Origin of the sequence: Pseudoscardovia radai (assembly GCF_002259605.1) — a bacterium.
Lineage (GTDB): Bacteria > Actinomycetota > Actinomycetes > Actinomycetales > Bifidobacteriaceae > Pseudoscardovia > Pseudoscardovia radai.
This window is the reverse complement of sequence record NZ_MWWR01000015.1, coordinates 16,748-42,715: the sequence shown is the minus strand read 5'-3', so window position 1 is coordinate 42,715 and position 25,968 is coordinate 16,748. Positions and strand designations below refer to the sequence as shown.

General features: G+C 65.0%; 16 protein-coding genes and 1 tRNA gene. 8 read left to right on the top strand and 9 right to left on the bottom strand.

Going from position 1 to position 25,968, the window contains the following annotated elements; all coding sequences use genetic code 11:
- Window positions 1-275 precede the first annotated feature (275 nt).
- Window positions 276-524, top strand: a complete 249-nt coding sequence (locus PSRA_RS07325) for a helix-turn-helix domain-containing protein (protein WP_094661248.1) — start codon at window positions 276-278, stop codon at window positions 522-524.
- A gap of 1,444 nt (window positions 525-1,968) precedes the next feature.
- Here PSRA_RS07325 and PSRA_RS07320 read toward each other — a convergent pair.
- From PSRA_RS07320 to PSRA_RS07300, 5 genes are all read right to left on the bottom strand, one after another.
- Window positions 1,969-3,771, bottom strand: coding sequence for a [protein-PII] uridylyltransferase family protein (locus PSRA_RS07320; RefSeq protein ID WP_094661247.1), 1,803 nt, complete (start codon window positions 3,769-3,771; stop codon window positions 1,969-1,971).
- A 320-nt stretch (window positions 3,772-4,091) separates the two neighbouring features.
- Entirely contained in the window at window positions 4,092-4,430 is a 339-nt protein-coding gene (locus PSRA_RS07315) for a P-II family nitrogen regulator (RefSeq protein WP_094661246.1), read from the bottom strand.
- 1 nt (window position 4,431) lies between these two features.
- On the bottom strand, window positions 4,432-5,721 hold the full coding sequence (locus PSRA_RS07310; protein WP_094661245.1) for an ammonium transporter: 1,290 nt from the start codon (window positions 5,719-5,721) through the stop codon (window positions 4,432-4,434).
- Between the two features lie 317 nt (window positions 5,722-6,038).
- Complete coding sequence (gene ftsY, locus PSRA_RS07305) at window positions 6,039-7,424, bottom strand: signal recognition particle-docking protein FtsY (RefSeq protein ID WP_094661244.1); 1,386 nt, start codon at window positions 7,422-7,424, stop codon at window positions 6,039-6,041.
- A 56-nt stretch (window positions 7,425-7,480) separates the two neighbouring features.
- On the bottom strand, window positions 7,481-7,798 hold the full coding sequence (locus PSRA_RS07300) for a hypothetical protein (protein ID WP_143516408.1): 318 nt from the start codon (window positions 7,796-7,798) through the stop codon (window positions 7,481-7,483).
- A 158-nt stretch (window positions 7,799-7,956) separates the two neighbouring features.
- On the opposite strand from PSRA_RS07300, the gene PSRA_RS07295 reads away from it, so the two are divergent.
- A complete protein-coding gene (locus PSRA_RS07295) occupies window positions 7,957-8,793 on the top strand; it encodes a TetR/AcrR family transcriptional regulator (protein WP_245834944.1) in 837 nt (278 codons plus the stop codon).
- Window positions 8,794-8,796: 3 nt separating this feature from the next.
- On the opposite strand, the gene PSRA_RS07290 is transcribed toward PSRA_RS07295, so the two are convergent.
- Window positions 8,797-9,600, bottom strand: coding sequence for an alpha/beta hydrolase (locus PSRA_RS07290; protein WP_094661241.1), 804 nt, complete (start codon window positions 9,598-9,600; stop codon window positions 8,797-8,799).
- Window positions 9,601-9,897: 297 nt separating this feature from the next.
- Here PSRA_RS07290 and PSRA_RS07285 point away from each other — a divergent pair, with 297 nt between their 5' ends.
- Window positions 9,898-11,751 (top strand): cation:proton antiporter, encoded by a 1,854-nt coding sequence (locus PSRA_RS07285; protein WP_094661240.1) that lies wholly within the window; start codon window positions 9,898-9,900, stop codon window positions 11,749-11,751.
- A gap of 147 nt (window positions 11,752-11,898) precedes the next feature.
- The gene (gene dcd, locus PSRA_RS07280; protein ID WP_094661239.1) at window positions 11,899-12,516 is read left to right on the top strand and encodes a dCTP deaminase; all 618 of its coding nucleotides are present in this window, start codon (window positions 11,899-11,901) and stop codon (window positions 12,514-12,516) included.
- Window positions 12,517-12,550: 34 nt separating this feature from the next.
- Here dcd and PSRA_RS07275 read toward each other — a convergent pair whose 3' ends face one another.
- Window positions 12,551-15,502: a cation-translocating P-type ATPase gene (locus PSRA_RS07275; RefSeq protein WP_094661238.1), complete on the bottom strand. Its 2,952-nt coding sequence runs from the start codon at window positions 15,500-15,502 to the stop codon at window positions 12,551-12,553.
- 283 nt (window positions 15,503-15,785) lie between these two features.
- Between PSRA_RS07275 and rlmB the strand changes: the two genes are divergently transcribed.
- On the top strand, window positions 15,786-16,772 hold the full coding sequence (rlmB, locus tag PSRA_RS07270) for a 23S rRNA (guanosine(2251)-2'-O)-methyltransferase RlmB (RefSeq protein ID WP_094661250.1): 987 nt from the start codon (window positions 15,786-15,788) through the stop codon (window positions 16,770-16,772).
- A gap of 51 nt (window positions 16,773-16,823) precedes the next feature.
- Here the strand turns inward: rlmB and PSRA_RS07265 are convergent, their stop codons facing one another.
- Both PSRA_RS07265 and PSRA_RS07260 read right to left on the bottom strand, forming a co-directional pair.
- Complete coding sequence (locus PSRA_RS07265) at window positions 16,824-18,362, bottom strand: DUF4032 domain-containing protein (RefSeq protein WP_094661237.1); 1,539 nt, start codon at window positions 18,360-18,362, stop codon at window positions 16,824-16,826.
- Window positions 18,363-18,691: 329 nt separating this feature from the next.
- Window positions 18,692-19,822 carry an ABC transporter ATP-binding protein gene (locus tag PSRA_RS07260; RefSeq protein ID WP_094661236.1) on the bottom strand — a complete coding sequence of 377 codons (1,131 nt, stop codon included), beginning with the start codon at window positions 19,820-19,822 and terminating at the stop codon, window positions 18,692-18,694.
- Between the two features lie 316 nt (window positions 19,823-20,138).
- Between PSRA_RS07260 and PSRA_RS07255 the strand changes: the two genes are divergently transcribed.
- The 3 genes from PSRA_RS07255 to PSRA_RS07245 all read left to right on the top strand — a co-directional run bounded on the left by PSRA_RS07255 (window position 20,139) and on the right by PSRA_RS07245 (window position 24,172).
- On the top strand, window positions 20,139-22,637 hold the full coding sequence (locus PSRA_RS07255) for a serine/threonine-protein kinase (protein WP_094661235.1): 2,499 nt from the start codon (window positions 20,139-20,141) through the stop codon (window positions 22,635-22,637).
- A gap of 155 nt (window positions 22,638-22,792) precedes the next feature.
- Entirely contained in the window at window positions 22,793-23,866 is a 1,074-nt protein-coding gene (locus PSRA_RS07250; protein WP_094661234.1) for a DsbA family protein, read from the top strand.
- A 229-nt stretch (window positions 23,867-24,095) separates the two neighbouring features.
- Window positions 24,096-24,172: transfer RNA gene (locus PSRA_RS07245), tRNA-Thr, on the top strand.
- The last annotated feature ends 1,796 nt before the right edge of the window (window positions 24,173-25,968 follow it).

Genomic DNA, 25,968 nt, shown 5'->3' with positions numbered 1-25,968 from the left:
CTGCAGCGCCCTCAGAAGGCCGTGGACGACCTCCCACCCGGTCCTGCCGTTCTCCTGCACGACGTTGTAGCCGTTCCTGCCCACGTATGTCTTGTTCAGCCATTTCTGGGTCGCGAGGACCATCTGGTCCGTCATCGCGATACTCCTTTCCGCCGGCCGCGCCGGCGTGACGATGGGATGGCCAGTCCATCCCGACACCCCCATATTGTAACCATTCGGTTTCAGTTTGTCAACTCTTGGTTATTTTATCCACCGTTCGGCCTACGCTGGCAGGCATGTCCACATACGGAGAACGATTCGCCGCGGCCCTGGCCGCGGAGCTCAGGGCGCAGAAGGGGCGCAGGAAGGCCAGCGATGACGACATCGCCGACGCCATCGGCGTGCACCGGGTCTCGGTCAGCCGCTATCTCAGCGGGGCGCGCCCCATCCCGCTGACGGTCTTCGCCGACATGTGCGACTACCTAGGCGTCGCCCCCGCGAAGGTGATAGACGAAGCCGAAAAGCACGCTCGCGGGAACGCCTAGCATGTCCGCCGCGCACGCCACGTCGGTCATCGTCGGCTCCCCGCGCAGCACCCCATCCACGTCATCCGGCATCTCCACCGATCACTCCTAACCCCGGCTCCGGCCGGAAAATTCACCTATCGCGAACACTCGTTCGACAGCCGCCATTCTAGCCCCAAGGCGACACATACACGGCACGTCAACCGACACGCGCAAGACGACAAACAACACATCTAGTGTTTCAAAAACACGACAGACCCCAAAGCAAGTCGGAAAACAGGCCCCACGCGACCAACGGCCGAAAACCAACCAAACACAACATCTAGAGACCCTCCCTCCTAGAGACCCTCCCTCCCCGAAAGAACACAACCCATCGGCGTGTCGCATAGAAGCAGCCGAACGTTGCACCATCAAAACGCCCACACCCATCTGCCAGATCAACACACCGGCCCGTCTAATTCACACCACGCGATTCACCATGAGGCGGCACCGCATTCGTCGTGTCGGTTGCCGACGACCCCCACAAAAACAGGCCCCGCTCTCCACTCCGCCCCCCCGCGAGCGGATCCGCCCGGCCCGAATCGTGTTTTCCACATCGATGTGTGCATTATCCACATTTCAGTGCGGTGCTGTTCGTTTGTGCGCGCCGCCACGAACATCGCTGTTCTCGAACGGATTTTCGAGGAAAAACGGGCGACACGCGCGGACGACCGAGGGATAACTCGGTGGACAAACATCTGAGTTATCCACATTTTTACCCACATTGTGTGGATAATCCCGCGAAACTATCCACAGCATGTGAACAATTCGGTGGATAACCTGTGGAGTACTGGAGCACAACCGCCGCCCGCGTATCCACCGCCCCAAAATCGTGCTACGCGATCCATACCGCCGAAGTGCACAATCAACCGCACATTCACCCCGTTAACCCGCCGTTCATAAAGAACAACCCCGCGCAATTCTCATACAGTTGCGCACACGCCATGTTCCTTTTGGAACACGATTTGCCCCGCCGTCGCACAATCCCCCGCCCCTTGCCCCTTCCACCGCTTCCGATCCACGATTCCCCCGCTCATCATCGTCATCGTTTCCCTTCATGGCGAAGAATCCTCACCACGAACAGCCAAACCGATCACCAACCCGCCTCCTCCAACCCAAAACCACCCTCACGGCGAACAATCCTCACCACGAACAGCCAAAACAACCAACTACCGCTCGGCCCACACGAAAAACTGCCTTCATGGTGAGCGATCACTCACACTCAACGGCCCCGACCCCCGAAAAACGCACCAAACCAGGGGCCAACCACCTTCAGTGCGAACGAACACTCGCACTCAACGCCTCCGACCCCCACCAACACCCGCCAAACCAAGGGTCAAGGCCGTTCACCGCACACGAACACTCACACTGAACGGCCCCGACCCCCGCCTCGCCCAACGCCAACACCACCCACCACCGCACACACTCACCGGCACAGCGCGCGCACGGCGCGGTACATCCCGCCGACGAGGGCGGCGCGCCAGGCGCTCCAACCGTTCTGCTTGCCCAGAAGCTCGCCGCTGGTCGCGCCGAGCGAAGAGGAATCCGCGCGCGTGAGGTCGAACAGCATATCGAGCAGCACGGCGTCATGCCCCACCGCGGCGGCGATCCGCTCGCACGCCTCGGCATCGTCGGGGCTCTGCTTCATCGCGGCCGTCGACAGCGTCAGATGCTCGCGAATCAGCACAAGCGCCATGCGCCGCACATCCTCGGGGTATCCCATGCGCTCGAGCACCATGGCCGCCTGCCGCTCGCCCTCGGCCGCATGGTCGGTCACGCCCGGTCGCTTGCCGATGTCGTGGAGGATGCCGGCGAGCAGCAGCGCGGCATGCTGCGCCTCGTCGTACTCCGCACCCTGGGGCGACTCGCCGGAAAGCCTGGAGGCGGTCTCCACCATATGCCTGTCGATGGTGTAGCGATGCACGGCCGACACGCTCGGACGGTTGCGCACGCCGAGCCATTCGGGCATCCACTTGCCCGGCACGCCCACGTAGTCGAGGCTTTCCCAGAGATCGGGGAGCTTGGCGCCGCTGCCGAGCAGGCGCAGGAACAGGCCGCGCGCCTCGTCGTCCCAGTCGCGCGCCGAAATGGGGCACTGCTCGAGCTGAAGCAGCGTGGACGGCCCGATCTGCAGCCCGTTGTCGGCGGCCGCCACGGCCACGCGCAGCTCGAGGTTCCTCGACGATGCCGGCTCCACGCCGGGCGCAAGAACCACCTCGCCCTCGAGCTCAGCGGTTCCGGGCAGCAGGATGTTGAACTTTGGCTTCTCGCGCTTGCCCTGGAAAAAGGCGAAGCGCTTATGCGTATGCGTGACGGTGTGCCGCGCGTGGGACATCGTGGAGTCCAGCGCGAAGGCGATGTGGCGGCCCAGATGCGCGAGCTTGGTCTGCAGCACCTCGATGCTCTGCGCCTCGCGCTCCGCGGGCTCGAGCGTGGGGTCGGCCAGGCCGATCATGGCGGCGACCTGCGGCTGGAAATCGGGAAGCAGCAGGTTCGTGTCATGCTTCGAGGACATCTGGATGCAGTCGCGCACGTCGAGCAGCTTCTCCACGCAGTCCTCGTAGCCCTCGCCGTGCGGCCTGTCGGCGAGCCACGATGCCACCAGCGCCGATACGAGGATGGCGTCTCGCAGCCCGCCGCGCGCCTCCTTGACGTCGGGCTGGTTGAGGTAGGCGAGGTTGCCGAATCTCTCGGATCGCTCCTCCGCCGACGCCTCGAGCTCCGACAGGCGCTTGCGCGCGGCCTTGCGCCACCGTTGCAGAATGGATTCGGCGGTCTCCCCCACCACCTGCGCATCGCCGGCGATCGGCATGACGTCGAGCCAGCCCATGGCGGCGGGCAGGTCAGAGTCGGTGACGGACTCGCACTGCTGGCGCGTGCGCACGGAGTGGTCGAGGTCGATTCCCGCGTCCCACAGCGGGTACCAGATGCGGTCGGCGATGGTGCTCACGTCGCTTTCGTCCACCTCATGCGGGTCGTAGATGATCACGAGGTCGAGGTCGGAGCACGGGCCGAGCTGGTGCCGGGCCAGCGATCCGACCGCCGCGAGCCCGATGCCGCGCGGCACATCCATGCCGTGCACCGCGTCGTCCCAGAGCTTGCGTAGCACGCCCACCACGAGCTGCGTGCGCTGTTCGCGCTTGTCCTTGCCGTTCCGGTACACGCCGTCGGCGTCGGGGCGGCCGATCGCCATCATCGAAGTCTTCACAGTGTCCGCAACGCTTGCCATCTTTCCTCGCAATCCCCGCTTCGGTGAGGCTTTCGGTAGTCGACGATTTTCCCAACGATTTTCCCGACGGTTGCGCCGGCGCCGAAACCAGCGTCGCGCCGAAACCGGCGATGCCGCCACGAAAATCGTACCGAAAATCGTCAAGAAATCGTATTTCCGAAACGGTTACAGAAAATATACGCGAATAAACGAAGGAGCCCCCGTGTTGCGCTCACGGGAGCTCCTGTGTAACGGTGCCGGACGAAAGGAACGGCGCCGGCGACGGGCAAAGCATGAGCGAAGGAGGAAATCAACGCCTTGCCCGCCACGTCTCAGAACCGTCAGATGGCGGCCGAACCGGTTTCGCCGGTACGGACTCGCGTGACGGAGTCAAGCGGGGCGACCCACACCTTGCCATCGCCGATGGTCCCGGTCTGCGCCGCCTTGACGATGACATCGACCAGGGTCGAGGCATCGGCATCGTCGGCAAGAACCTCGATGCGGATCTTCGGGATGAGGTCAACCGTGTACTCGGCGCCGCGGTACACCTCGGTGTGGCCGTGCTGGCGGCCGTAGCCGTTCGCCTCCGACACCGTGATGCCGTGCACGCCGACCGCAGCGAGGGCGGCCTTCACGTCATCGAGCTTGATGGGCTGAATGATTGCGGTGATCAGCTTCATCTCACTTCACCTCCTTGAGGATTGCAGTGGACATTCCAGCGAAATCGTAAGCACGTTCGCCCTGATCCGCCATATCGATGCCCATGACCTCGTCGCGCTCGGAGACACGCCAGCCCATGGTCTTCTCGAGGGCGAAGGCGATGATGCCGGTGATGACGGCGGAGTACACGATGGCGAGGAGCGCCACGACGAGCTGGACCGCGAGCTGACGCCAGTCGCCGCCCTCGAACAGGCCGGTGTTGGCCATGAAGAAGCCGAGCATCACGGTGCCGAGGAAGCCGCCGACGCCGTGGACGCCCACCACGTCGAGCGAATCATCGTAGCCGAGCTTGAACTTGAGGGAGCAGGCGCAGCAGGTGGCGATACCCGCGATGACGCCCATGATCATGGCGGCGAGCGGGGAGACCACATCGGCGGCCGGCGTGATGCACACGAGGCCGGCGACCATGCCCGAGGCGGCGCCGATGGCCGTGAAGTGGCCGGTGCGGATGCGCTCCGTGAAGAGCCAGCCCAGGGTTGCGGCGGAGGTGGCGGCGGTGGTGGAGACCCACGCGTAGCCGGCGGTGCCGTTCGCGGCGAAAGCGGAGCCGGCGTTGAAGCCGAACCAGCCGAACCAGAGGAGGAAGGCGCCGAGCATGACGAACGGGACGTTGTGGGGCTTGATCGGCTCCTTGCCGAAGCCCTTGCGCTTGCCGATGATGAGAACGGTCACGAGGGCCGCCGTTGCGGCGTTGATATGAACGACGGTGCCGCCTGCGAAGTCATGCGCGGCCGCGCCGATCCACTGGGAGATGGCGCCGTCGGGGGAAAGCAGGCCGCCGTTCCAGACCATATGCGCCATCGGGGCGTAGTCGAAGGTGATCCAGAGGGCCACGAAAAGCATCCACGTGCTGAACTTGACGCGCTCGGCGATGGCGCCCGTGATGAGGGCGACGGTGATCATGGCGAAGGTCACCTGGAAGGCGACGTCGATGATATGCGGGTATGTGGTGGCGTTCGTGTCGATGGACGTGTAGACGCCGTCATCGTTGACCTGGATCACATCGTGAAGCAGGAAACCCGTGCCCGGATCGCCGAAGATTCCGCCGATGTCATTGCCCGCGTAGGCAATGGACCAGCCCCAGAAAGTCCACACGACGCCGGTTACCACCAGCGCAGCCGTGGACAGCATAAGCATGTTCAGCACCGCCTTGGCGCGGACCATGCCTCCGTAGAAAAATGCGACGCCCGGCGTCATCAGGAAAACCAGGCTGGCGGATATAAGCATCCACGCGGCATTTCCAGAATCCATTAGAGCTCCTTCCCTCTAACCGAACCGATTGCAGAAACAGTCCAATAATCAGCACCTTCCGTTTCCGCTTCGAGTGCACCGTGTTACGCCCACGTTAAGGACCCGTTACCATAAACGATTCCCCGTTTCGGGCACCGTAATACAGGCGCCGCTCCCCCGCATCACGCCCCCACCCCACGGGCCGTGCCCCATTCATAACCATTCATAACCATTCATAACAATGTGATGGCTTACGGACCAAAATCGGGCTCCAGAGCCCCAAAATCGTCCGAAAATGTCCGCAAGCCATCACACTGTTACGGAAACACCCCGGCGGCTCAGTCGCCGAGGATGCCGTCGACGAAGCCGGCGGGATCGAACGGCGCGAGGTCGTCCGGCCCCTCGCCCAGGCCCACGAGCTTCACCGGCACGCCGAGCTCCTTCTGCACGGAGATGACGATGCCGCCCTTCGCGGAGCCGTCGAGCTTCGTCAGCGCCACGCCCGTGACGCCGATCGCCTCGGAGAACACCTTCGCCTGCACCATGCCGTTCTGGCCGGTGGTGGCGTCGAGCACGAGCAGCACCTCGTCCACCGGCAGCTTCTTCTCGACCACGCGGCGGATCTTGCCCAGCTCGTCCATGAGATTCGCCTTGTTCTGCAGACGGCCCGCGGTGTCGATGATGAGCACGTCGGCATCGGCGTCGATGGCCTTCTGCGCCGCGTCGAACGCAACCGACGCGGGATCGGCGCCATCGTGGTCGGCGCGCACGACCGGCACGCCCACGTGGCTGCCCCACGTCTCGAGCTGGTCGGCGGCGGCCGCGCGGAAGGTGTCGGCGGCGCCGAGCACCACGGACTTGCCCTCGGCCACGAACAGGCGCGCGAGCTTGCCGGCGGTGGTGGTTTTGCCCGTGCCGTTCACGCCCACCATGATGATGACGGACGGATGGCGCGCGTCGTCGCGCTCGGCGGCGAGGCTGCGGTCGGTGTCCTCGCCGACCTGCTCGAGCAGCATGCGGCGCAGCGTCGCGCGCACCTCGGCGGGCGTCTTGCTGCTGTTCACGCGGGCGTCGGCGCGCAGCTCGTCCACGATCTGCTCGGACGCGTCGGTGCCCACGTCGGCGAGGATCAGCGTGTCCTCGATGTCTTCCCAGTCGGTTTCGGAGAGGTTGTCTTTGGTCAGGATTGCGAAAAGCGCCTTGCCGAACGGGTTCGCGCTTTTCGACAGCCGCGCGCGCAGGCGGGTGAGTCGTGACTGCTTGCCCTCCGGCTTTTCGGCGGGGGCGGGAGCGGCGGCGGCCTCAGAGGCGGGGCCGGAGGCCTCGGTCTCGGCGGCTTCGGTCTCGGGGGTTTCGGAGGTGGCGGCCTCGGCTACCTCGGCGGTCTCGACCTCGGTTTCGGAGGTACCAGACGATTCGGAAATCGTGTTGTCAGCGCTTGCCTTCTCAGCGCTTTCCTTCTCAGCGCTTTCCTTCGCGGCGGCGGGCTTCTTCACCTTCTGCGCCGACGCCTGCGCGGCCGCGCCCTTCGTGGCCTTCGCCGACCGGTCGGCCTTCGACGTCCCCGACGCGCCCTCGACGGATGCGCGCTTCTGCGCGGCTGCCGCGGCGGCCTCCTGCGCCTTCTTCGCGGCGCGACGCCTGCCGGCCACGACGGCGATCACAATGGCCGCGATCACGACGACGGCCGCGATCACGATACCGACGATTGTCGATGTATCCATGCTTCTCTCTTTCTACCTGATGTTTGTCTACCTGGCGTTACCGCGCCCGGCGGGATTCAGCCCCTGTGGCTGCGCGACGACCGCGCCTTCTCCTTGGTGCCGTTGCGGAAGTTATGCACCTCCACCACGGACGAGGAATTGCCCACGTATACGCGGTTGTCGGGGCTTTTCACCTCTTCGTCCTCGCCCACGCCGGTCGGCGCAAACGAGATGTTGGCGCCCGCCACACGCGGCGCCCGCGACGGGTTCGAGGAATCGTCGCGCTTCTTGCGGCGCGGATTGTCCTCCTTCACCGATTGCGCGTGCGCAACGAGGAGGACGATGACGGCGACGAGGAGAACAACCATTCCCCAGATAACAAGGACCAATACCATACGTCCCAGTTTGCCCGAAGTACTGGAAAAACGCAGCCCCGCGACCGCATCCCCTCCACGAACTCCACGTTTCCGACGCCCTCCGCCACCCCGCCAGCACCCCGCCAACGCCCCGCCGCTCCCCGCCGCCGCACCGGACCGCCGCTAGACTGGGCGATATGGGAACATCGAGGATGACGGCGTTCGAGCGCCGCGAGCAGCTGATCCGCGTCGGTCGCAAACTGTTCGCCGAACGCGACATGGAAACACTGAGCGTCGAGGAGATCGCGGCCGCGGCCAAGGTGAGCAAACCGATTATCTATGAGCATTTCGGCGGCAAGGAAGGCCTGTACGCCGTGGTGGTGGACCGCGAGCTGAAAACCATGTCGGACGCGCTGGAGGATTTCTTCGCGCATCCGCCGCTCAGCGAGCGCCACACCATGGAGCTCGGCGTGCTCACCTTCCTCACCTACGTGGAGGAGCACAACGAGGGATTCCACGTGCTCCTGCGCGATTCGCCGACCACGAACCCCAACGGGTCGCTGAACACGCTGCTGACCACGGTGAGCGTACATGTGGAGAAGATGCTCGACGAAAGCTTCAAACGCGCCAAGCTGCCGACGAAAGGCGCGCCGTATTACGCGAATATGATCGTGGGCCTGACGGTGTTCAGCGCCGAGCTGTGGGCGGATAATCCGCGCATCAGCAAGGAGGAGCTGGCGTCGTATATCGTGAACATGGCCTGGTACGGCATGCGCGGCATCGACGCGAAGCCGCAGCTGTACTTCGAGGGCAAGGAGGCGAAGGCGCGGCAGGAGCGCGAGGCGCGCGAAGAGGAGAAGCAGCTCAAGCGCGAGCAGCGCCGCGAGCAGAAGGAGGCGAAGGCGCGCGCCAAGCGAGGCGACGATGGCGCCGATGACGCCGACGCTGACGGCAATGGCGACGATGGCGGCTCCGACGGCGACGACGTCACCATCGATCCGGATGTCGAGCAGGCGCTCGACGATCTCGAGTAGCCGTCACATAAGCCCGCTGGAGGCGCCGATCGAGACAAGCCAGGTGCGTAGGTCGTCGACCTCGTCGAGGCAGATCGAGTGGTCCATATTCGGATACTCGCACAGCTTGAGATACGTGTGCTCCTCGAGCCACGCCTCGAAGGCCTTGGCCTCGTAGCGCGGAATGCATGTGTCGCGCCCGCCCACGCCGTAGAACACGCTGGTGTCGAGCTCGGCGAGCTCATCGTCGTGCGGCGCGGTGCCGGGCACGATTCCGGGCGCGAGGAATCCCGACAGCGTGACGGCGGCCGCGTAGCGCGTCGGATCGACGCGCAGCAGATGCACGGCGAGCAGGCCGCCCTGCGAGAATCCGAGCGGGATGACGGCGCGGTCGTCGGGCACATGCTCATGCACCCAGGCGTCGATGCCTGTGGCGGCCGCAAAGGCATCGCGGTCGAGGTCCTCGCCGGCGGGAACGCAATCGTGGAACCACGTGGCGGCCGCCGGGTAATCGGGCATGGTCAGCGGCGACTGCAGCGCCACGCAATCGGAGAACGGAGACACATAGGCGGAGAAGAACTCCATCATGTCGGCGGCCGTGGAGCCCCAGCCGTGGATAAGCAGGAACAGCGGCCGGCCGGGGTTGCGCTGTCCGCGGTCCTGCGACCATTCGGCATGCGTCACGGTCATGGGGTCGCCGAAGCGCCCCGGAATCACCGACGATTCGCGCCCGATCAGACCCGAGGCGCCGGCGTTGCCCGCGCCCGTGCCCGTGTTGCCGGCGCCCTCGGCGGAATCATCGTATTCGTTGCTCGCAGCATCGTTCATGCCTCCATTCTAGGAAGCGCCGCCGAACGCACCACCAGAGCGCCGCGCTCCGCCTGCCGCCGCGCGTTCGCGCATAGCCGAGCACATGCCCCGTCACATCGGCCGTGGCACAATGGAGGCGGGAAGGGGAATGGCTTGCGCGCTCTGCTCCGGTCCACGATTCATCCGCCTCCCCGCACAATCGAACAGCTATGCACAACAACCGAACGACATAGAACACAATTCGCTCAGATAACCCAAAATAACCGTTCATGATCGCTCACAAGTCGTCGCATAGCGCACACCGAAAGCACACTCATGGCCACCGACCTCATATCCCTGACGATCATCCTGCTGCTGGCAACGGCGGCGCCGATCATCGCACGCCTCATACCGGGCAATATCGTTCCCGAGGTCGTGCTGCTCCTGCTCGGCGGCGCGCTGCTCGGCCAATACGGCGTCGGCGTCATCGTGGTGTCGGACTCCATCGAAATGCTCTCGCAGCTCGGCCTCGCCTTCCTGTTCCTACTCGCCGGCTACGAAATCAACCCGCAGATCCTCGGCGGCCACGTCGGCCGCTCCGGCATGATCACATGGATCGCCACCTTCGCCATCTCCATCGCGCTCGTGTTCACGGTGCCCCTGTTCGCGACGGACGGCCTGAACTCCATGGCCGTCGCCATCGCGCTGTGCACCACGGCGCTCGGCACGCTGATCCCGATCCTGTCGGAGCGCGGACTGACCGGCACCGAGGTCGGCGACGCAATCCTCGCCTATGGCACATGGGGCGAGCTGCTGCCGATTCTCGCGATGGCGCTGCTGCTGTCGACACGCGCCAAATGGCAGACGATTCTCATCCTCGGCATTTTCCTGGCGCTGTGCATCGTGCTGGCGGTGATTCCGAAACGCGCCCAAAAGGCTGGCTCCGCCCTGTTCCGGTTCCTCAAGGAGAAAGCCGGCGGCAGCTCGCAGACGGGCGTGCGCATCACGGCGCTGCTGCTTGTGGCGCTTGTCGCCGCCACGGTGGCCTTCGACCTCGACGCCGTGCTCGGTGCGTTCGCCGCGGGATTCATCCTGCGCTACATCATCCCCGACGGCAACGAGGCGCTGGAATACAAGCTCAACGCCATCGGCTACGGCTTCTTCATCCCCGTGTTCTTCGTGGTGTCGGGCGTGAAAATCGACCTCAGCGCCGTGGCCGCGGCCCCCGCGCTGCTCGTCACCTTCATCGTGCTTCTGCTGCTCGTGCGCGCCATCCCGGTGTTCATGGGCCTGAGCATCGATCCGGCCACGAAAACGATTTCCGCGCATCACCGCATCACGGTGGCGCTGTACTGCACCACGGCCCTGCCTCTGATCGTGGCCGTGACGAATATCGCCGTAAGCTCCGAGCAGATGACGCAGGGCACCGCGTCCGTGCTTGTGGCGGCCGGCGCCGTGACCGTGTTCCTCATGCCGCTGCTGGGCTCACTGACGTACAAGATCGCGGACGCGCACCCGATGACGGCGCTGCGCAAAATGGCACAGAACCCGCGCAAATCGTGGCAGATCCTGCAGGAGCACCGCGAGTACTCCAGGCTGCTCGCGCACGAGGACCACCTCGAGCGCCGCGCACGCAAGGGCATGACGGCGGCGCAGAGCGCGACGGCCTTCGGCCCGCAGATTTTCAGTTCCGACGATGATTCCGCCAAGTGGCGCGAATGGGACGAGGCGCTGCAGCAGGCGAGCGCCATGACAACGGGCGATACGGCGCAGGCCGCGGCCGCGGCAGAAACCGACGATTCCATCACCGTCACGGAGAACCTCTCCTCCGGCCCCGGCGAAGCCGAGGCGGAAGACGTGCGTCGCGGCACCACGATCAATCTCACGCATGACCGCGCCCACGATTCCGACGGCACCGAGGCCACTCACGACGCCCGCCGCGACTCCGAGCGCGAAGCCCGCGCCCGCCTGATCGCACACGATCTGCACCGTCTGGCGAGCGACCCGCGCCGCGCCGCGCTGCCGCCGATGTCCCCCGCGCATATCGCGCTCGCCAAACGTCGCATCGAGCTGGCACGCCGTGTCATCGAGGAGCGCAACAAGCGCCTGCGTGAGATGGGCGCCGACCCGGATGCCGTGACGAAGAACGCGCGCGGCGACCAGTTCCTGCTCCCGCCGTCGCAATCGTAGGGCGCAACCGACCGCCCGAAGCACTGCGCGGCCCCATATCGCGGCAATCCCGCGCCGGGGCTAGACTTGAGGCATAAAACCGCAAGTCCGCCGCCTGTCAGCCGACACAGCGCATTGTGCCGGCTCGGCCCGCGCGAAAGGGATGTTATGCTGCTCAACGATCGCGACATCTTCGCCGCACAGAAGAACGGCGAGTTCTCGCTCGATCCCTGGACCCCGAAGATGGTCCAGCCGGCGTCGATCGACGTGCGCCTCGACAAATACTTCCGCATCTTCAACAACCGCAAGTACACCTACGTGGATCCCTCCGAGGACCAGGAGGACCTCACCGAGATGTTCGAGGTGCCGGCCGGCGAGCCGTGGATTCTGCATCCGGGCGAGTTCGTGCTCGGCAGCACATGGGAGTACGTCAAGCTCGGCCCCACGCTCGCCGCGCGCCTCGAGGGCAAGAGCTCGCTGGGGCGCCTCGGCATCCTTACGCATTCCACGGCCGGCTTCATCGACCCTGGCTTCCAAGGGCATATCACGCTGGAGCTGTCGAATATCTCCCCGCTGCCCGTCAAGCTGTGGCCCGGCATGAAAATCGGGCAGATGTGCTTCTTCCAGCTCTCGAGCCCGGCGGAGCACCCCTACGGCTCCTCCGCGGCCGGCTCGCATTACCAGGGCCAGCGCGGCCCCACGCCGTCGCGCAGCTACATCAACTTCTACCGCGCCGACGTCGACCAGACCGACGAGCCCGTGCCGGCGCCCACGCGCATGGCGTAGGCGAGGCACGGGCATCGCCTCATCTGGTCCCGCCTCACGTGCGCTTGGCAGCGGCCACGGCGCGCAGCACGAGCTTGTACAGCTCGCTCGCCACGAGCACGCAGGCCGCGAGACCCACGCATTCCAGCCACTGGCGACCGGTGAGCGGCATGGTGCCGAACGCCACGTTCAACGCCGGAACATTCACCACAACCACCTGCAACGCCGTCGAGAGAGCGATGGCGGCCCACAGCCAGACGTTGCTGAACAGGCCCTTGAAGGCCGAGGCCGTGGCCGAACGCGAGGCCAGCGCGTTGAACAGTTGCGCGAACACGAGAATCGTGAAGCCCATGGTGCGCGCCAGCACGATCTGCTCCTCGTGCGAACCTCCGAGGTCGTGCCTGTCGGAGAACAGACCGCCGGGCAGCGCCATGTCCATGCCGATCAGCGTCACGGCGGCCATGATGATGCCGATGAACACGATGTCGGCCCACATGGCGCCGTTGATCACGCGGTCGGTGGTGCGGCGTGGCTTGCGGGCCATGACATCGTCCACCTCGCCGTCCACGCCCATCGCGAGCGCCGGCGCGGCATCGGTGAGCAGGTTGATCCACAAAAGCTGCACGGCGAGCAGCGGAACCGTCACGCCGGAGTCACCGGCCGCGGAGATGCCGAGCACACCGGTGAGGAGCACGCCGAAGAACACGGTGAACACCTCGCCCACGTTGGAGCTGAGCAGGTAGCGCAGGAACTTGCGGATGTTGTCGAAGATCACGCGACCCTCGCGCACGGCGGCCACGATGGTGGAGAAGTTGTCGTCGGCCAGGATCATGGCCGCGGACTCCTTGGTCACCTCGGTGCCGGTGATACCCATGGCCACGCCGATGTCGGCGGCCTTGACGGCGGGCGCGTCGTTCACGCCGTCGCCGGTCATGGCCACGATATTGCCTTGGCGCTGCAGCGAGTCGACGATGCGCAGCTTGTGCTCCGGCGCCACGCGGGCGTAGACCGACACATCGCGCGTGGTCTTGTCGAATTCCGCGTCGTCCATGGCGTCGAGCTCGTCGCCGGTCACGGCGCGGCGGTGCTCGTCGTCAACGATGCCGAGGTCGCTGGCGATGCGGGCCGCGGTCAGCGGGTGGTCGCCGGTGATCATCACCGTGCGCACGCCGGCGCGGTGGGCCTGGGCAACGGAGTCGCGCACCTCGGTGCGCGGCGGGTCGATGATGCCGACCATGCCGACCCAGATGAAGTCGCGTTCGATGGCGTCGCTCTGGTCGGCCACGTCCTGCACCTGCCCGGCGGCGTCGAGCTCGATGCCCGGCACCTGCGCGAGCGAGGTCACCTCGAGCGGCCTGTACGCCATACCGAGCGTGCGGTAGGCGTTCGACGACAGCTGCGTGATCTTGGACTGCACGCGGTCGCGGTCGGCGTCGGTGATGGGGCGGATCTGCCCGCCGTCGTAGATGCGCGTGCACTGTTCGAGCAGTACGTCGGGCGCGCCCTTCGCCACGGCGGTGAGCATGCCGGAGGCGGATTTGTCGACGAGTACGACGGTCTGCTTCTTGCGTTCGGAGGTGAAGGGGATCTCGGCCACGCGCTCGAAGCCCTGCCACGGGCGCAGCGCGTTGGTTTTGCGGGCGGCCACGATCACCGAGACCTCGGTGGGGTCGCCGATGCATTCCCACTGCGACGTGCCGTCGGCGCCGCGCTGTTCGCGCAGCTCGCCGTTGTTGGCCATGGCGCCGACGCCGAGGGTGAGGATGGCTTCGCTTTCCACCGGCGTGCCGTGACGCACCTCGGAGCCGTCGGGGCCCCAGGCCTGGCCGACCGGCGCGTAGCCGGTTCCGGTGAGATTCACGTGGCCGGTGGCGGTGACGACGGTTTCGACCGTCATCTGGTTGCGCGTCAGGGTACCGGTTTTGTCGGAGCAGATGACGGATGCGGAGCCGAGCGTCTCGACGGAGCTCAGGCGCTTGACGATGGCGTTGTGCTTGGCCATGCGCTGCACGCCGAGCGCAAGCACCACGGTGAGGATGGCCGCGAGGCCCTCGGGCACGGCGGCGACGGCGAGGGAGACGGCGAGCAGCAGGGAGTCGATGGCGTCCTGCGGGGTGCCGAAGCCCTCGGTGATGGCAAGCGTGAGGATCACAACGACGGCGATAACGCACACCGCGATGCCGAGCATCTTGGACACGCCGTCCATTTCCTTCTCGAGCGGCGTCTTCTCCTGCTTCGTATCGTCGAGCATGTCGGCGATCTTGCCCATCTGCGTGGCCATGCCGGTGCTGGTGACGATGGCGCGGCCGGTCCCCTGCGTCACGGAAGTGCCGTTGAACACCATATTCGTGCGGTCGCCGAGCGCCTTGACGCTGTCGAGCGGGGCCGTCTGCTTGGCGACGGGCACGGATTCGCCGGTCAGCGAGGCCTCGCCCAGGCGCAGGCTCGCGGCGGCGATAAGGCGGGCGTCGGCGGCGATTGTGTCGCCTTCGCCGATGACGAGCACGTCACCGGGCACCACGTCATCGGTGGCCACCTCGACCACCTTGCCGTCGCGCAGCACCATGGAATGCGGCGCCGTAAGCTTGGACAAGGCCGAGACGGCCGCCTCAGCCCTGTTTTCCTGCACATAGCCGAGGATGGCGTTGAGCAGCAGGATCACGACGATGACGATGCAGTCGAACGGCGCGGCCTCCGCCTCGGCGGGGTTCGTGGCGCGTTCGACGAACCAAGCGACGAGCGAGATGGCCGTCGCCGCGAGAAGAAGATAGACGAGCGGGTCCTTGAATTGGAGGAGGAATTTCTTCCATTTGGGCACCGGCGGCTTGGACTTGAGACGGTTGGGGCCGAATTTCTCCAGACGGCGCGCCGCCTCGTCGCTCGACAGGCCGGTGTCGGGATCGACGTTCAGGGCCTTCGCAACGTCGTCGACGCCGGCGACGGAGGGGTCGACGTCCGGGTTCGGACCCCCGGAGGGGATGCTTGTGGAGGGGCTGGCATCAGTCATGACAACTCCTTGGGTCTGCCGCGGAGTAGTCAACGTCGATGCATATGAATGCCCAACGCTGCGCGGATATCAACGTGTATTACCGTTTTTCATGGTATCAAAGCGATACGGGGAAATCGTGGAAAGACGCGCGGGAATCCGGCGCCGCCGCGCCACCGCATGCGACACGCGCCTGCGCGGTGTTTCGCTCCGGAAGAAAACACGATGGCGCCATCGTATGCCCTCCGCCTTTCTCGCCCACGCAGAAACCGCCAGATGCGGGGTTTTCGCTAAGATGGTTCGCATGGCACAGAAAAAAGGACCCACCAAGGGATCGGGCGGCAAGCATCGCAACGCCCTGCGCGGCCACGGCCCCACGCCGAAGGCCGAGGACCGCGTGTATCACAAGGCCCACAAGGCCAAGGTCGCGGCCGACAAGCGCCGCGCCGCAGACCCGCGTCTGGCGGCCAAGCGCCGCGCCGCCCGCTTCTCCAGCGGCGACACATCGGATCTCGTCATCGGACGCAACGCCGTCCTCGAGGCGCTCCGTTCCAACGTTCCGTCGAAGGAGCTCTATATCGCCGCGCGCATCGAGCATGATGACCGCACGCGCGAAATCGTGAAGCTTGCGGGCGCCGAGGGCATCCATCTGCTCGAGGCGGACCGCATCGAGATGGACCATATCGCGCATTCGTCGAACCACCAGGGCATCGTGCTGCGCACGCTTCCGTACGAATACGCGTCGCTGCAGACGCTTGTCGACCGCGCCGACGCCAAGGCCAAGGCCCTGTCCGGCGCCTCCCCCGAGGCCCGCAACCTGGCCAAGCCGCTGTTCATTGCGCTCGACGGCGTCACCGATCCGCAGAACCTCGGCGCGGTGATCCGCTCCGCCGCGGCATTCGGCGCGAACGGCGTGATTCTGCCGGAGCGCCGCAGCGCCTCCGTGAACGCCGCCGCGTGGAAGGTGTCGGCCGGCGCGGCCGCGCATATTCCCGTGGCGAAGGTCGTGAACCTCACGAAGGCCATCCAAAGCATGCGCGAGCGCGGCTATTACGCCGTGGGCCTCGACGGCGGCGGCACGGCCGAGGTCGGGCATACCGGCTTCGAAACCGATCCGCTTATTGTGGTGCTCGGATCGGAAGGCAAGGGCATCAGCCGCCTCGTGCGCGAGACCTGCGACGTCATCGCCGGCATCCCCATGAGCTCGATGGTCGAGTCGCTGAACGCCTCCGTTGCCGCCGGCATCGCCCTGAGCAGCGTCTATTCCGCCCGCCTCCACGCCACGGAGTAGATGGAGCAGGCACGGACTCGGTGCCGGAGCGGGCACCGAGTCCGGAATCAATCAGTGCGATTCGGAATCGCGGCCGCTGACATCCTGTGACCAGACACTGGCGTCCTGGTCGTCATCGTCGTAGTCGGCGTCGATAACCGCGCCGTTGCCGGCACCCGCGCCGCCCGCACCGGCACCGGCACCAGCACCGGCACCGGCACCATCCTTCCCGTTCTCCCCGGTGATATCGGAATTGTCGCCGTACGTCTTCTCGTCGTCGATCACGCCGGCGTCGGCATCCATGTTGATGGCGCGCATCACCTGCGTGTCGATGCGGTAATCCTTGAGGTACTGGTCGATATAGCTCTGCGTGGCCACCTGCATGGGAACATCGTGGCCCATCTTCTCGCCCAGGTACCAGCGGTGCGTCAGCACCTCGTGGAAGAACTGCGCGGGCTCGATCTGCGAGCGATACTCGGGCGGGATCATACGCACGGTGGGTTCGAACACCTCGCGCATCCAGTCCGTCGCCACGATTTCGAGGTCCTCGTTCTGACGCCACGTGCTCATGCGGTACGCCTCGAGGTCGTTGAGCAGGCGGCGCGCCTGGTTCTCCTGCACGTCGAGGCCGGTCAGGCGCAGCAGCTTGCGCGATGCGTAGCCGGCGTCCACCACGCGCGGGCGCACGTTGACCTTGCTGCCGTCCGGCGTGGTCTTGACCTCGAGCTCGTCCACGTCGAAGCCGAGCTCGTTGAGCTTGTTGACGCGCTTCTCGATGCGCCACATCTCGTCGGGCTTGAAGGTGGAGACGTCGGTCAGCGCGCTCCACAGCGAGTGATAGCGGTCCACGAGGCGGTTACCGACCTCGATCTCGTCCACGCCGCCCGGCAGCAGGTTGCCGGAGTTGAGGTCCATCAGCTCGCCGATGATGTTCATGCGCGCCAGGTCGATATCGTATTCGCGCTGGCCGTCGGTGAGCTTGGGGTACATCTCGCCGGTCTCGGCATCCACGAGGAACGCGGAGAATTCGTCGGCGTCACGCAGGAACAGCACGTTCGAGAGCGACACATCGCCCCAGTAGAAGCCGATGAGGTGCAGGCGCACCAGAAGCACGGCGAGCGCGTCGATAAGGCGCTGGGCGGTGTCGTCGCGCAGGTTGCGGGCGAACAGGGCGCGGTACGGCAGCGAGAACTTGAGGTGCTCGGTCACGAGCATGGCCTCGAGCTCCTCGCCGTCGGGCTTGTGGCGCCCGGTGACGACGGCGATCGGCTTGACCGCGGGCACGTCGAGCTTCTCGAGCTGGCGCAGCGTCTCGTACTCGCGCTCGGCCACGGGGCGCGTGATCTCCTTCATGGCGTAGATATGCCCGCCGACGCGCACGAAGCGCACGACGTGGCGGGAGATGCCTCGCGGCAGGTTGACGAGGAGGTCGTCGGGCCAGGTGGCCAGCGGCTGGTCCCACGGCAGCGTGAACATCTTGGGATCCGAGCTCGCGGAGGTGATGGTGAGGGATTTCGGCTCGGCCTCGGGATTGTTGGTCTGGTCTTCGGCATCGGAGGCCTTGACGGATGTTGCATTGACGATTCGAGGATCAATCGGTGTCATATCCATGCCTTAACGATAATTCATCCGCGTTCCGTCCGCCCGCAACACGCAGGGCCGCGTTGTGCAGAAGCTGCGCGGATGGCGCGGCGCGTGCAGTGTGCGCGGGCTCGGTGTGCGCGGCATGCAGGCGCAGGCGCAGGCGCGGGCGCGGCACAGCACGGGCGCAGGCGCAGGCGGAACACGAATACGATGGGATTTCTCGGGATTGCAAGGCTGCACGGCCGTGCCGTGCGACCGTGGGAAGAGCCGGGGAAGCTCCGACACCACGGCGAAAGGCGCAAAATGGGCCGGCCGCAGAAGCGGCCGGCCCACCTTAACCCATAAACCAGTCTGGATTAGTTGAGACGCTCTTCGGTCGACGGAGCGAAGAGATGCATCTTCGCCGGGTCGATCTGGACACGCACGACGGCGCCCGGCATCGGGAGCTGACGCGGGTTGACGCGAATCGTGGTCATCTTGTTCTGGTCAGACATCAGCGTCGCGCTCTCGGCGGCGGAGCCGTCGGTCATGATGTTGCCGTAGATGTAGCCGTCGGAACCGAGATCCTCGACGTTCACGACCTTGAGCTGGAAGGCCTCGGCCTCATCCGGGCCGACGAGGCGCGCATCCTCCGGGCGGAAGCCGAGGACGATCTTGTTGCCGTCCTCCGGCGTCAGCTTGGAGACGGCCTGCGACGGAAGCGTGATGGCGTCGTCGCCGACCATGGCCATGCCGTTGACCACCGGGTGCGTGCTGATGTTCATGGACGGGGAGCCGATGAAGCCCGCGACGAACACGTTCGCCGGGCGATCGTACAGCTCGGTCGGGGCGCCGACCTGCTGCAGGACGCCGAGCTTGATGACGGCGATGCGGTCGCCCATCGTCAGGGCCTCGGTCTGGTCGTGCGTCACGTACAGGGTCGTGACCTGGAGCTTGCGCTGCAGGGCGGCGATCTGCGTACGGGTCTGCACACGGAGCTTGGCGTCGAGGTTCGACAGCGGCTCATCCATGAGGAACACCTTCGGCTTACGCACGATGGCGCGGCCCATGGCGACGCGCTGACGCTGACCACCAGACAGAGCCTTCGGCTTGCGCTCGAGGAACTCGGTCAGGTCGAGGATCTTGGCGGCCTCTTCGACGCGCTTGTTGATCTCAGCCTTGTCGACGCCCGCGATCTTCAGGGCGAAGCCCATGTTCTCGCGAACGGTCATATGCGGGTACAGGGCGTAGTTCTGGAACACCATGGCGATGTCGCGGTCCTTGGCCTGCACATTCGTGACGTCCTTGTCGTCGATGTAGATGTGGCCCTTGTTGACCTCCTCGAGGCCGGCGAGCATGCGCAGAGTCGTGGACTTGCCGCAGCCGGAAGGACCAACGAGGACGAGGAACTCAGCGGGTTCGATGGTGAGGTTCAAGTCGTCGACGGACGGCTTGTCGTTGCCCGGGTAGATACGGGTGACGTGATCGAAAACGACCCTAGATGACATATCTGTTCCTTTCATCGGCAGGTACGTGCCGAACGATCCGAGTGGAAGGTTGGTTGTTGTCTTATTCGGTTCCGCTGTTCCAGCTTCGGAGCTTGGTCCCGAAGGTTCCGTGAGATGTACTCTCCGTTGAGCCTGAAGGTAGTATACACACAAGCCGCGTACAAATCGTGGTTTCCGGAGGATTCCTTGTGAAAACCTCCGCACAATGGACGCGTCGCGCCCCGCCGGGCGCCGCGGCAGTCCATAATGGATACCGTTCGTATCGTCACGTCCGCGCCGCCACCGCGTGCCGCGAACGCCTAGGGAAGAATCGAGTATGTCCGACATCTCCATGCTGAACCTGCAGCCGGGGCAGATCGTAGGCGGCTATATGCTCATGTCGCCCTTGGGCGGCGGCGGCATGGGCTCGGTGTGGCGCGTGCAGGACGGCGGCGGCAACGTGTTCGCCATGAAGATCCTGCGCGATTCCCTCGCCGCCACGCGCGGCGGCGTGTCGGACCACGAGCAGGAGGTGGCGCGCGAGCGTCTGCGCCGCGAGGGCGCCGCGCTGCGCCGTGTCAACCATCCGGGCGTGTGCCGCATCGTGGACATGGAGCTGGACGATTCCCTCGCCTTCATCGTGACCGAACTCATCGAAGGCATGAACCTGGCCGAGGACGTCGCCACGAACGGCCGTTACGAGCCGGTCGACCTCATGCATCTGGCGCAGCGTCTCATCGACGCGGTGGACGCCGTGCACGCGGCGGGCATCATCCACCGCGACATCAAGCCCAGCAACGTCATGATCGCCGATTCCGGCCCCGTGCTCGTGGATTTCGGCATCGCCATGGGCGAGGGCGAAAGCCATGTGACGCGCACCGGTATGGTCATGGGCACGCCGGGGTTCATCGCGCCGGAGATCATCAACGGATCGGAAGCAGACGAGGCCACGGATTGGTGGAGCGTCGCGTCGGTGCTGGCCTTCGCCGGCACGGGGCGCCCTATCTTCGGCACGAAGCCGCTGATGACGGTTCTGGAACGCGAGGCTTCGGGACACGCGAATCTGGTGGGCCTGGGGCCGCATACGACGAATGCCATGCGCTCGGCGCTGAGCCCCGACCGCATGCGTCGCTGCAGCGCGCGCGAGCTGCTGGATGCCATCGTCGCGGACGCCACGATGGGCGCGGCGCGCACGGCATCGGCCGCGGAGCCGCCGTCGTATCCGGTTCTGCCGCACAAGCATCTTTCCGACGCGGATGGCGGCGCCTCCGGCACCGCTGGTTACAAGAACACCGACACGCCTGAAGGTTCAGGCGTGTCGCGCGGCTCCAATTCTTCCCTTCCTCCGGCGGCGGGCAATTCCACCGTGCAGGAGAACGCGGGGGTGGTGCCCCCTTTTTCCGCAAGCTTTTCCACTCATGACGGGGCGCGTGGGCAATGGCGCGACGCCGCGCGCACCATGGCCATGCCCACGGGCGAGGAGGCGGAGGCCGCGCGGCGCCGCGCGGCCGACAAGGCGGAGCAGATCCAGAAGCTGCTGAACGGCGATTTTGACGATTACGATTACGGCACCAATGCCGAGACTGACGGCGACACGCCTGATAGCTCAGGCGTGTCGCGTGAAGCAGTCACTTTGTGGTCGAGCTTTGCCCGCCCCGGTTCCCCCAACGGCAGTTTCGGCGGCGCAGGATTCTCCAATTCGGCGCGCCGCGCCGACCCCGACGCCGAGACACGCGTCATGGCCCCGTTCGACCCGTCGCAGGCCGCAACGGAGGTTCTTGATCCGCCCGCGCCAACCATGCCATCGTTCGGGGCCGCGCCGCTGCGCGCGGACGCCCCCACTCCCCTCGCCCTCGAAAACCTGCGCGCAGACGGGGCCAACGAGGGCGATACGGCCGACGGCACCGGGGATGGCGAGCCCGGCCTCGCACATACGCGCCGCATCTCCGGACTCATACCTCCCCCGCCGCCTTCCGCAGACGGCTCCGACGCCGACCAATCCGCCGGACACGCCTCGGACGGAGCGGGCGAATCGACCGACGGAGCCGGAGACGACGGGGCCAGCCAGTCCGGCGACGCATCGTCGGCGGAGGCATCGTCGGACGGCGCCCCCTTCGACATGGCGCATTACATCGACGCGTGGTCGAACGCCTTCTCGCTGCACGGCACGGCGCCCGCGCTGTTCATCGGCGCCACGCTCGGCGTGCTGTCCATGCCATTCCCCGGCCTCGCCGCCATCATCGGCCCGGCGCTGCTCGTGGCGTTCACCACCGCCGGCTTCGCGCTGCACGCGCGGTTCACGCGCGAGGCCAAGCGCGGCGGCCACACCCAGCCGGCCGACAAGGCGCTCGACGTCGTGGCGGCCCCGTGGCATTTGCTCCAGGGGCTGGCCGTCAGCGCCGCGGGAATCGTATTGTTCGAAGCAATTTTCCTCACCGTCGCCGTCATGTCATGCATCGCCTCCGGGCCGGCGCTCGACGCGACCGGCAATGCCATCGGCATCCATCTGTCGGACACTGCTACGATGCCCGTCGCCATCGGCGAATCGAATACCACCGACGCGGTGTGGCTGGCCGTCGCGGGCGCCGCCGCCTGGGGCATGGGGCTTATGGGAACGCACATCGTCAAGCCGCTCAGACGTTTCACCACGATGACGCGGATCGGGCTCGGAACGCTGTGCGTGCGGCGCGGCGAAGGGGCCTCCGGCGCCGTGGATCCGCAGATCGCCGACCATTCGCATATCGCGCTCATCGTCTGGGGCGTCGTCACCGCCATCCTCGCCATCGCGGTCGCCGCGGGCATCCCCATCAGCTGGGCGCCCCTGACCGTCGCGTGAAGCGAAGCCAGCCGCGCCATCGTATTTCTTCCCCCAGCACCCACCGAACTCACAGGATGCCCTCTTAGAGGCCCTCTATTATAGTGAGGATTCGAAACCACCCACGGCGCAACACAACGGATCCGCGCCGATCGGAGCCTAGATTAAGGGATGTTATGACGACGCAAGATTCCAATAATTCCCAGCAGAACGGCGGCGACTCCGCGCCCAAGCCCGCATCCAAGCCGGGCAACAGCCGTACCCGACGCCGCGCAGCGCAGCGCGCCAAGGCCGCCGAGGCCGCGCGCCAGCGCCAGGAGCAGGAGGCCCGCGAGCGCCGCACCCGCTCGCTCATCCTCGCCGTGGCGGCGCTTATCGTCGTCGTCGCGCTTATCGCCGGGATCATCATCTGGAACAAGAACTCGTCGAAAACCACCGACACCGCCGCACAGGCCAGCGAGGAGCAGTCCGCGTACGCCACGCTGCAGGAGACGCTGAAAACCGTCCAGAACATCCCGAGCCACGCCACCGACCAGGGCGGCTTCGTGATTACGAAGAACTACGATTACCAGAAGATCGACGGCGCGCCGACCATCGAGGAATACTTCGACCCGCTGTGCCCGGGCTGCGGCTCGCTGAACCGCAAGATCGACACCGAGCTCGAGACCATGGTCAAGGCCGGGCAGATCAACCTCGAGATCCACCCGAACGGATTCCTCGACCAGCTGACCACCGACCAGTACCCGACGCGCGCCGCGGCCGCCATCGCGTATGTGGCCGAGAACGATCCGGAGCATGTGCTGGACTTCATCAAGGGCCTGTACGCCGAGGACTTCCAGCCGTCCGAAACCAACTACAAGGCCGTGTCCGACGCGGATATCCAGCAGGTGGCCACGGACGCGGGCGTGACCGCGGATGTGGCGTCGCACTGCACCGACGGCACGTATATCGAGTGGGTTGACGCGATGCACACGTACACGCCGCATCGCGCGATCACGAAGAACGTGGAGGGCAACAACAAGGGCTCCATGACTACGCCGACGATTATCATCAACGGCTATTTCTGGAACCTGGTCGAGCTCACGAGCTCCGACTACGCGCAGCTCATCCTCCAGGCGATCGGTCTGGACGAGTCCAACGTGGGCACCAACGTGATGCCGTCAATCGGCTCGGACGGTGCGCCGCTGGTGGGCGCGAATTACCTGAGCTCGAGCGATTCGGCGAGCAGCTCGAGCAGTTCGAGCAAGTAGGGCGACGCGAGGCGATGCGGGGCGGCACGGGGCGACTGACCCATGTACCGCACCGCGATTCGACGGGCTCCGGAATGCTTCGGCATCCGGAGCCCTTTGCGTATCGGCCATGCGAACCGAGGCACAGCACGATGCGGCACGGCGCGAATGGAGCGAATGGAGCGAATAGGGCCAATGGCGCAGTGTGGCGCGAGATGGCCGTGGCGTGAGTTATGCTTGATGGGTTGATGCCTCCTTAGCTCAGTTGGCCAGAGCGGCCGCCTTGTAAGCGGCAGGTCGTCAGTTCGAACCTGACAGGAGGCTCCATCGCCCGGCGATTGCCGGGCTTTTCTTTTTGCAGCGTTCCCCGCTCCCCATTCCCCGCTCCTTGTTCCCGCCGCCCGGCACTCTCTCCGGAAACAATGTGATGGCTTTCGGACAGAATTCCACGATTTTCATGCCCAAGAACCCGATTTTTGTCCGCAAACCATCACACTGTTATGAATCGCCATTCGGATCAAGCCCACCGTTCCCCGGCGACGGCCTGGGTCTCCGCTCCTTGGGCGAACCAGCCGCTGCCAGGCGCCTCCACATCCCACGTGCGCTCATCGACGATATGCGCCCAATAACATTATCGAAATCGTATCTTCTCATTGCCTTTTATGCGATTTTCGTACCTCAGCCCCTCAAGAGTACTGAATTCCACGTAAATTAGCGGCTATAGCACTTTGGATTCGTTTGTCAAATTGGAAGCGACATCGGAACCCGAATTTCTCCGAATTTTTACCCACAGCGAAAATGAGTCCGGATTTCAGACAATCGCCAAAATTCCTTTATCGGCGTGTCGCGCAGCCGCGGATATCGAACACTTCTCAGCAATCGTGATTCCAAAAACGTTTCTCACCCACGCAAACCTCAGTCAGCAGAACGCTTGAGTGAGCGTAAAGCCTTGGAATTCCAACGATATCGAACACATAACACCAGTTTACGTTATGTCAGAACAGGTGCTCATTAAAAAATCGGACACTTTCTGGACATGGAACCTACGACGCCGCAGACTTATGTTTGTCTGTGCATTTTGCTGAAAGTTTCATGAAATCCTCGATTTCACGCGCCGCATAGGGTAATATTCAAAGTGCTGGGGACGAAAACAGACACTTCCCAGCCGGTGACCACGGCGCTATTGGGATGCGCTGACATCGATAATCCAAGATTTACCCCCGAGTAAGTCCGGTCGGGCAACACCCCAATATGCCCGGGCGGAGTTAAAGGCGAACGGATCCACCCCCAATTTTCCGTTTGCCTCAGGGCGCCAGGCACATCCCCTTCTTCGCCTGGCGCCCTTTTATTTCTTCTTGAGCCCTCCGCCGGAGGCTTCCCGAAGCCTCTCGAGCGGCAATCACTGCGCGATTCGAAAAACATCTTCAAACGCTGTTTCCCTTGAATTTTCAACGATTTTCCCTTACCGACACTTCGCCCGAAACTCAGCCCCGAATCGTTTCTGACATAACATCACTCCCCCGACCGCCTATCCCGCTCCCTCGCCGGCGCCTGTCCGCGCACAGAAGCGCATCGTCTCACAATATGGAATCAAAGCACCGCTTCGCGCGCCGCCTGTCCAGCCACCCCAAACCCCACCGAATCCGCATCGGAACTCCCCTACTCCCCCGCAGGAGACAAGAAGACAGGAGAGGGGGCAGAAGAAAGAAGTGAGAAAAGAGAAGAAGGAGGAATGGAGAGGGGCAGGTATCAATTCCATAACAATGTGATGGGTTACGGACACAAACCACCACTCCCGGCCCTAAAAATCGTATTTCCTGTCCGCAAGCCATCACACTGTTATCAATTCCGCAACAATGTGATGGGTTACGGACATCTTCGCCCGCCCCGCACACTGCCCCGTCCCTATGATTTTGTGGGAATCGGGGAAGAACGCGGCCGGGTGGCGCTTCCGGAGCGCGGCAACCTAGAATATGAGCAGTTCGATACCGGTTGGAACCACAGGCGAGAAAGGATCCATCGTGTCGCCGCAACACCCGGCGGCCGCAACACCCCGGCAGCCGCAGCACCCCGAACGTCGCGGCCCCGGGGGCCCCGACACCCCCGCCGCCCCGGAGACCTCG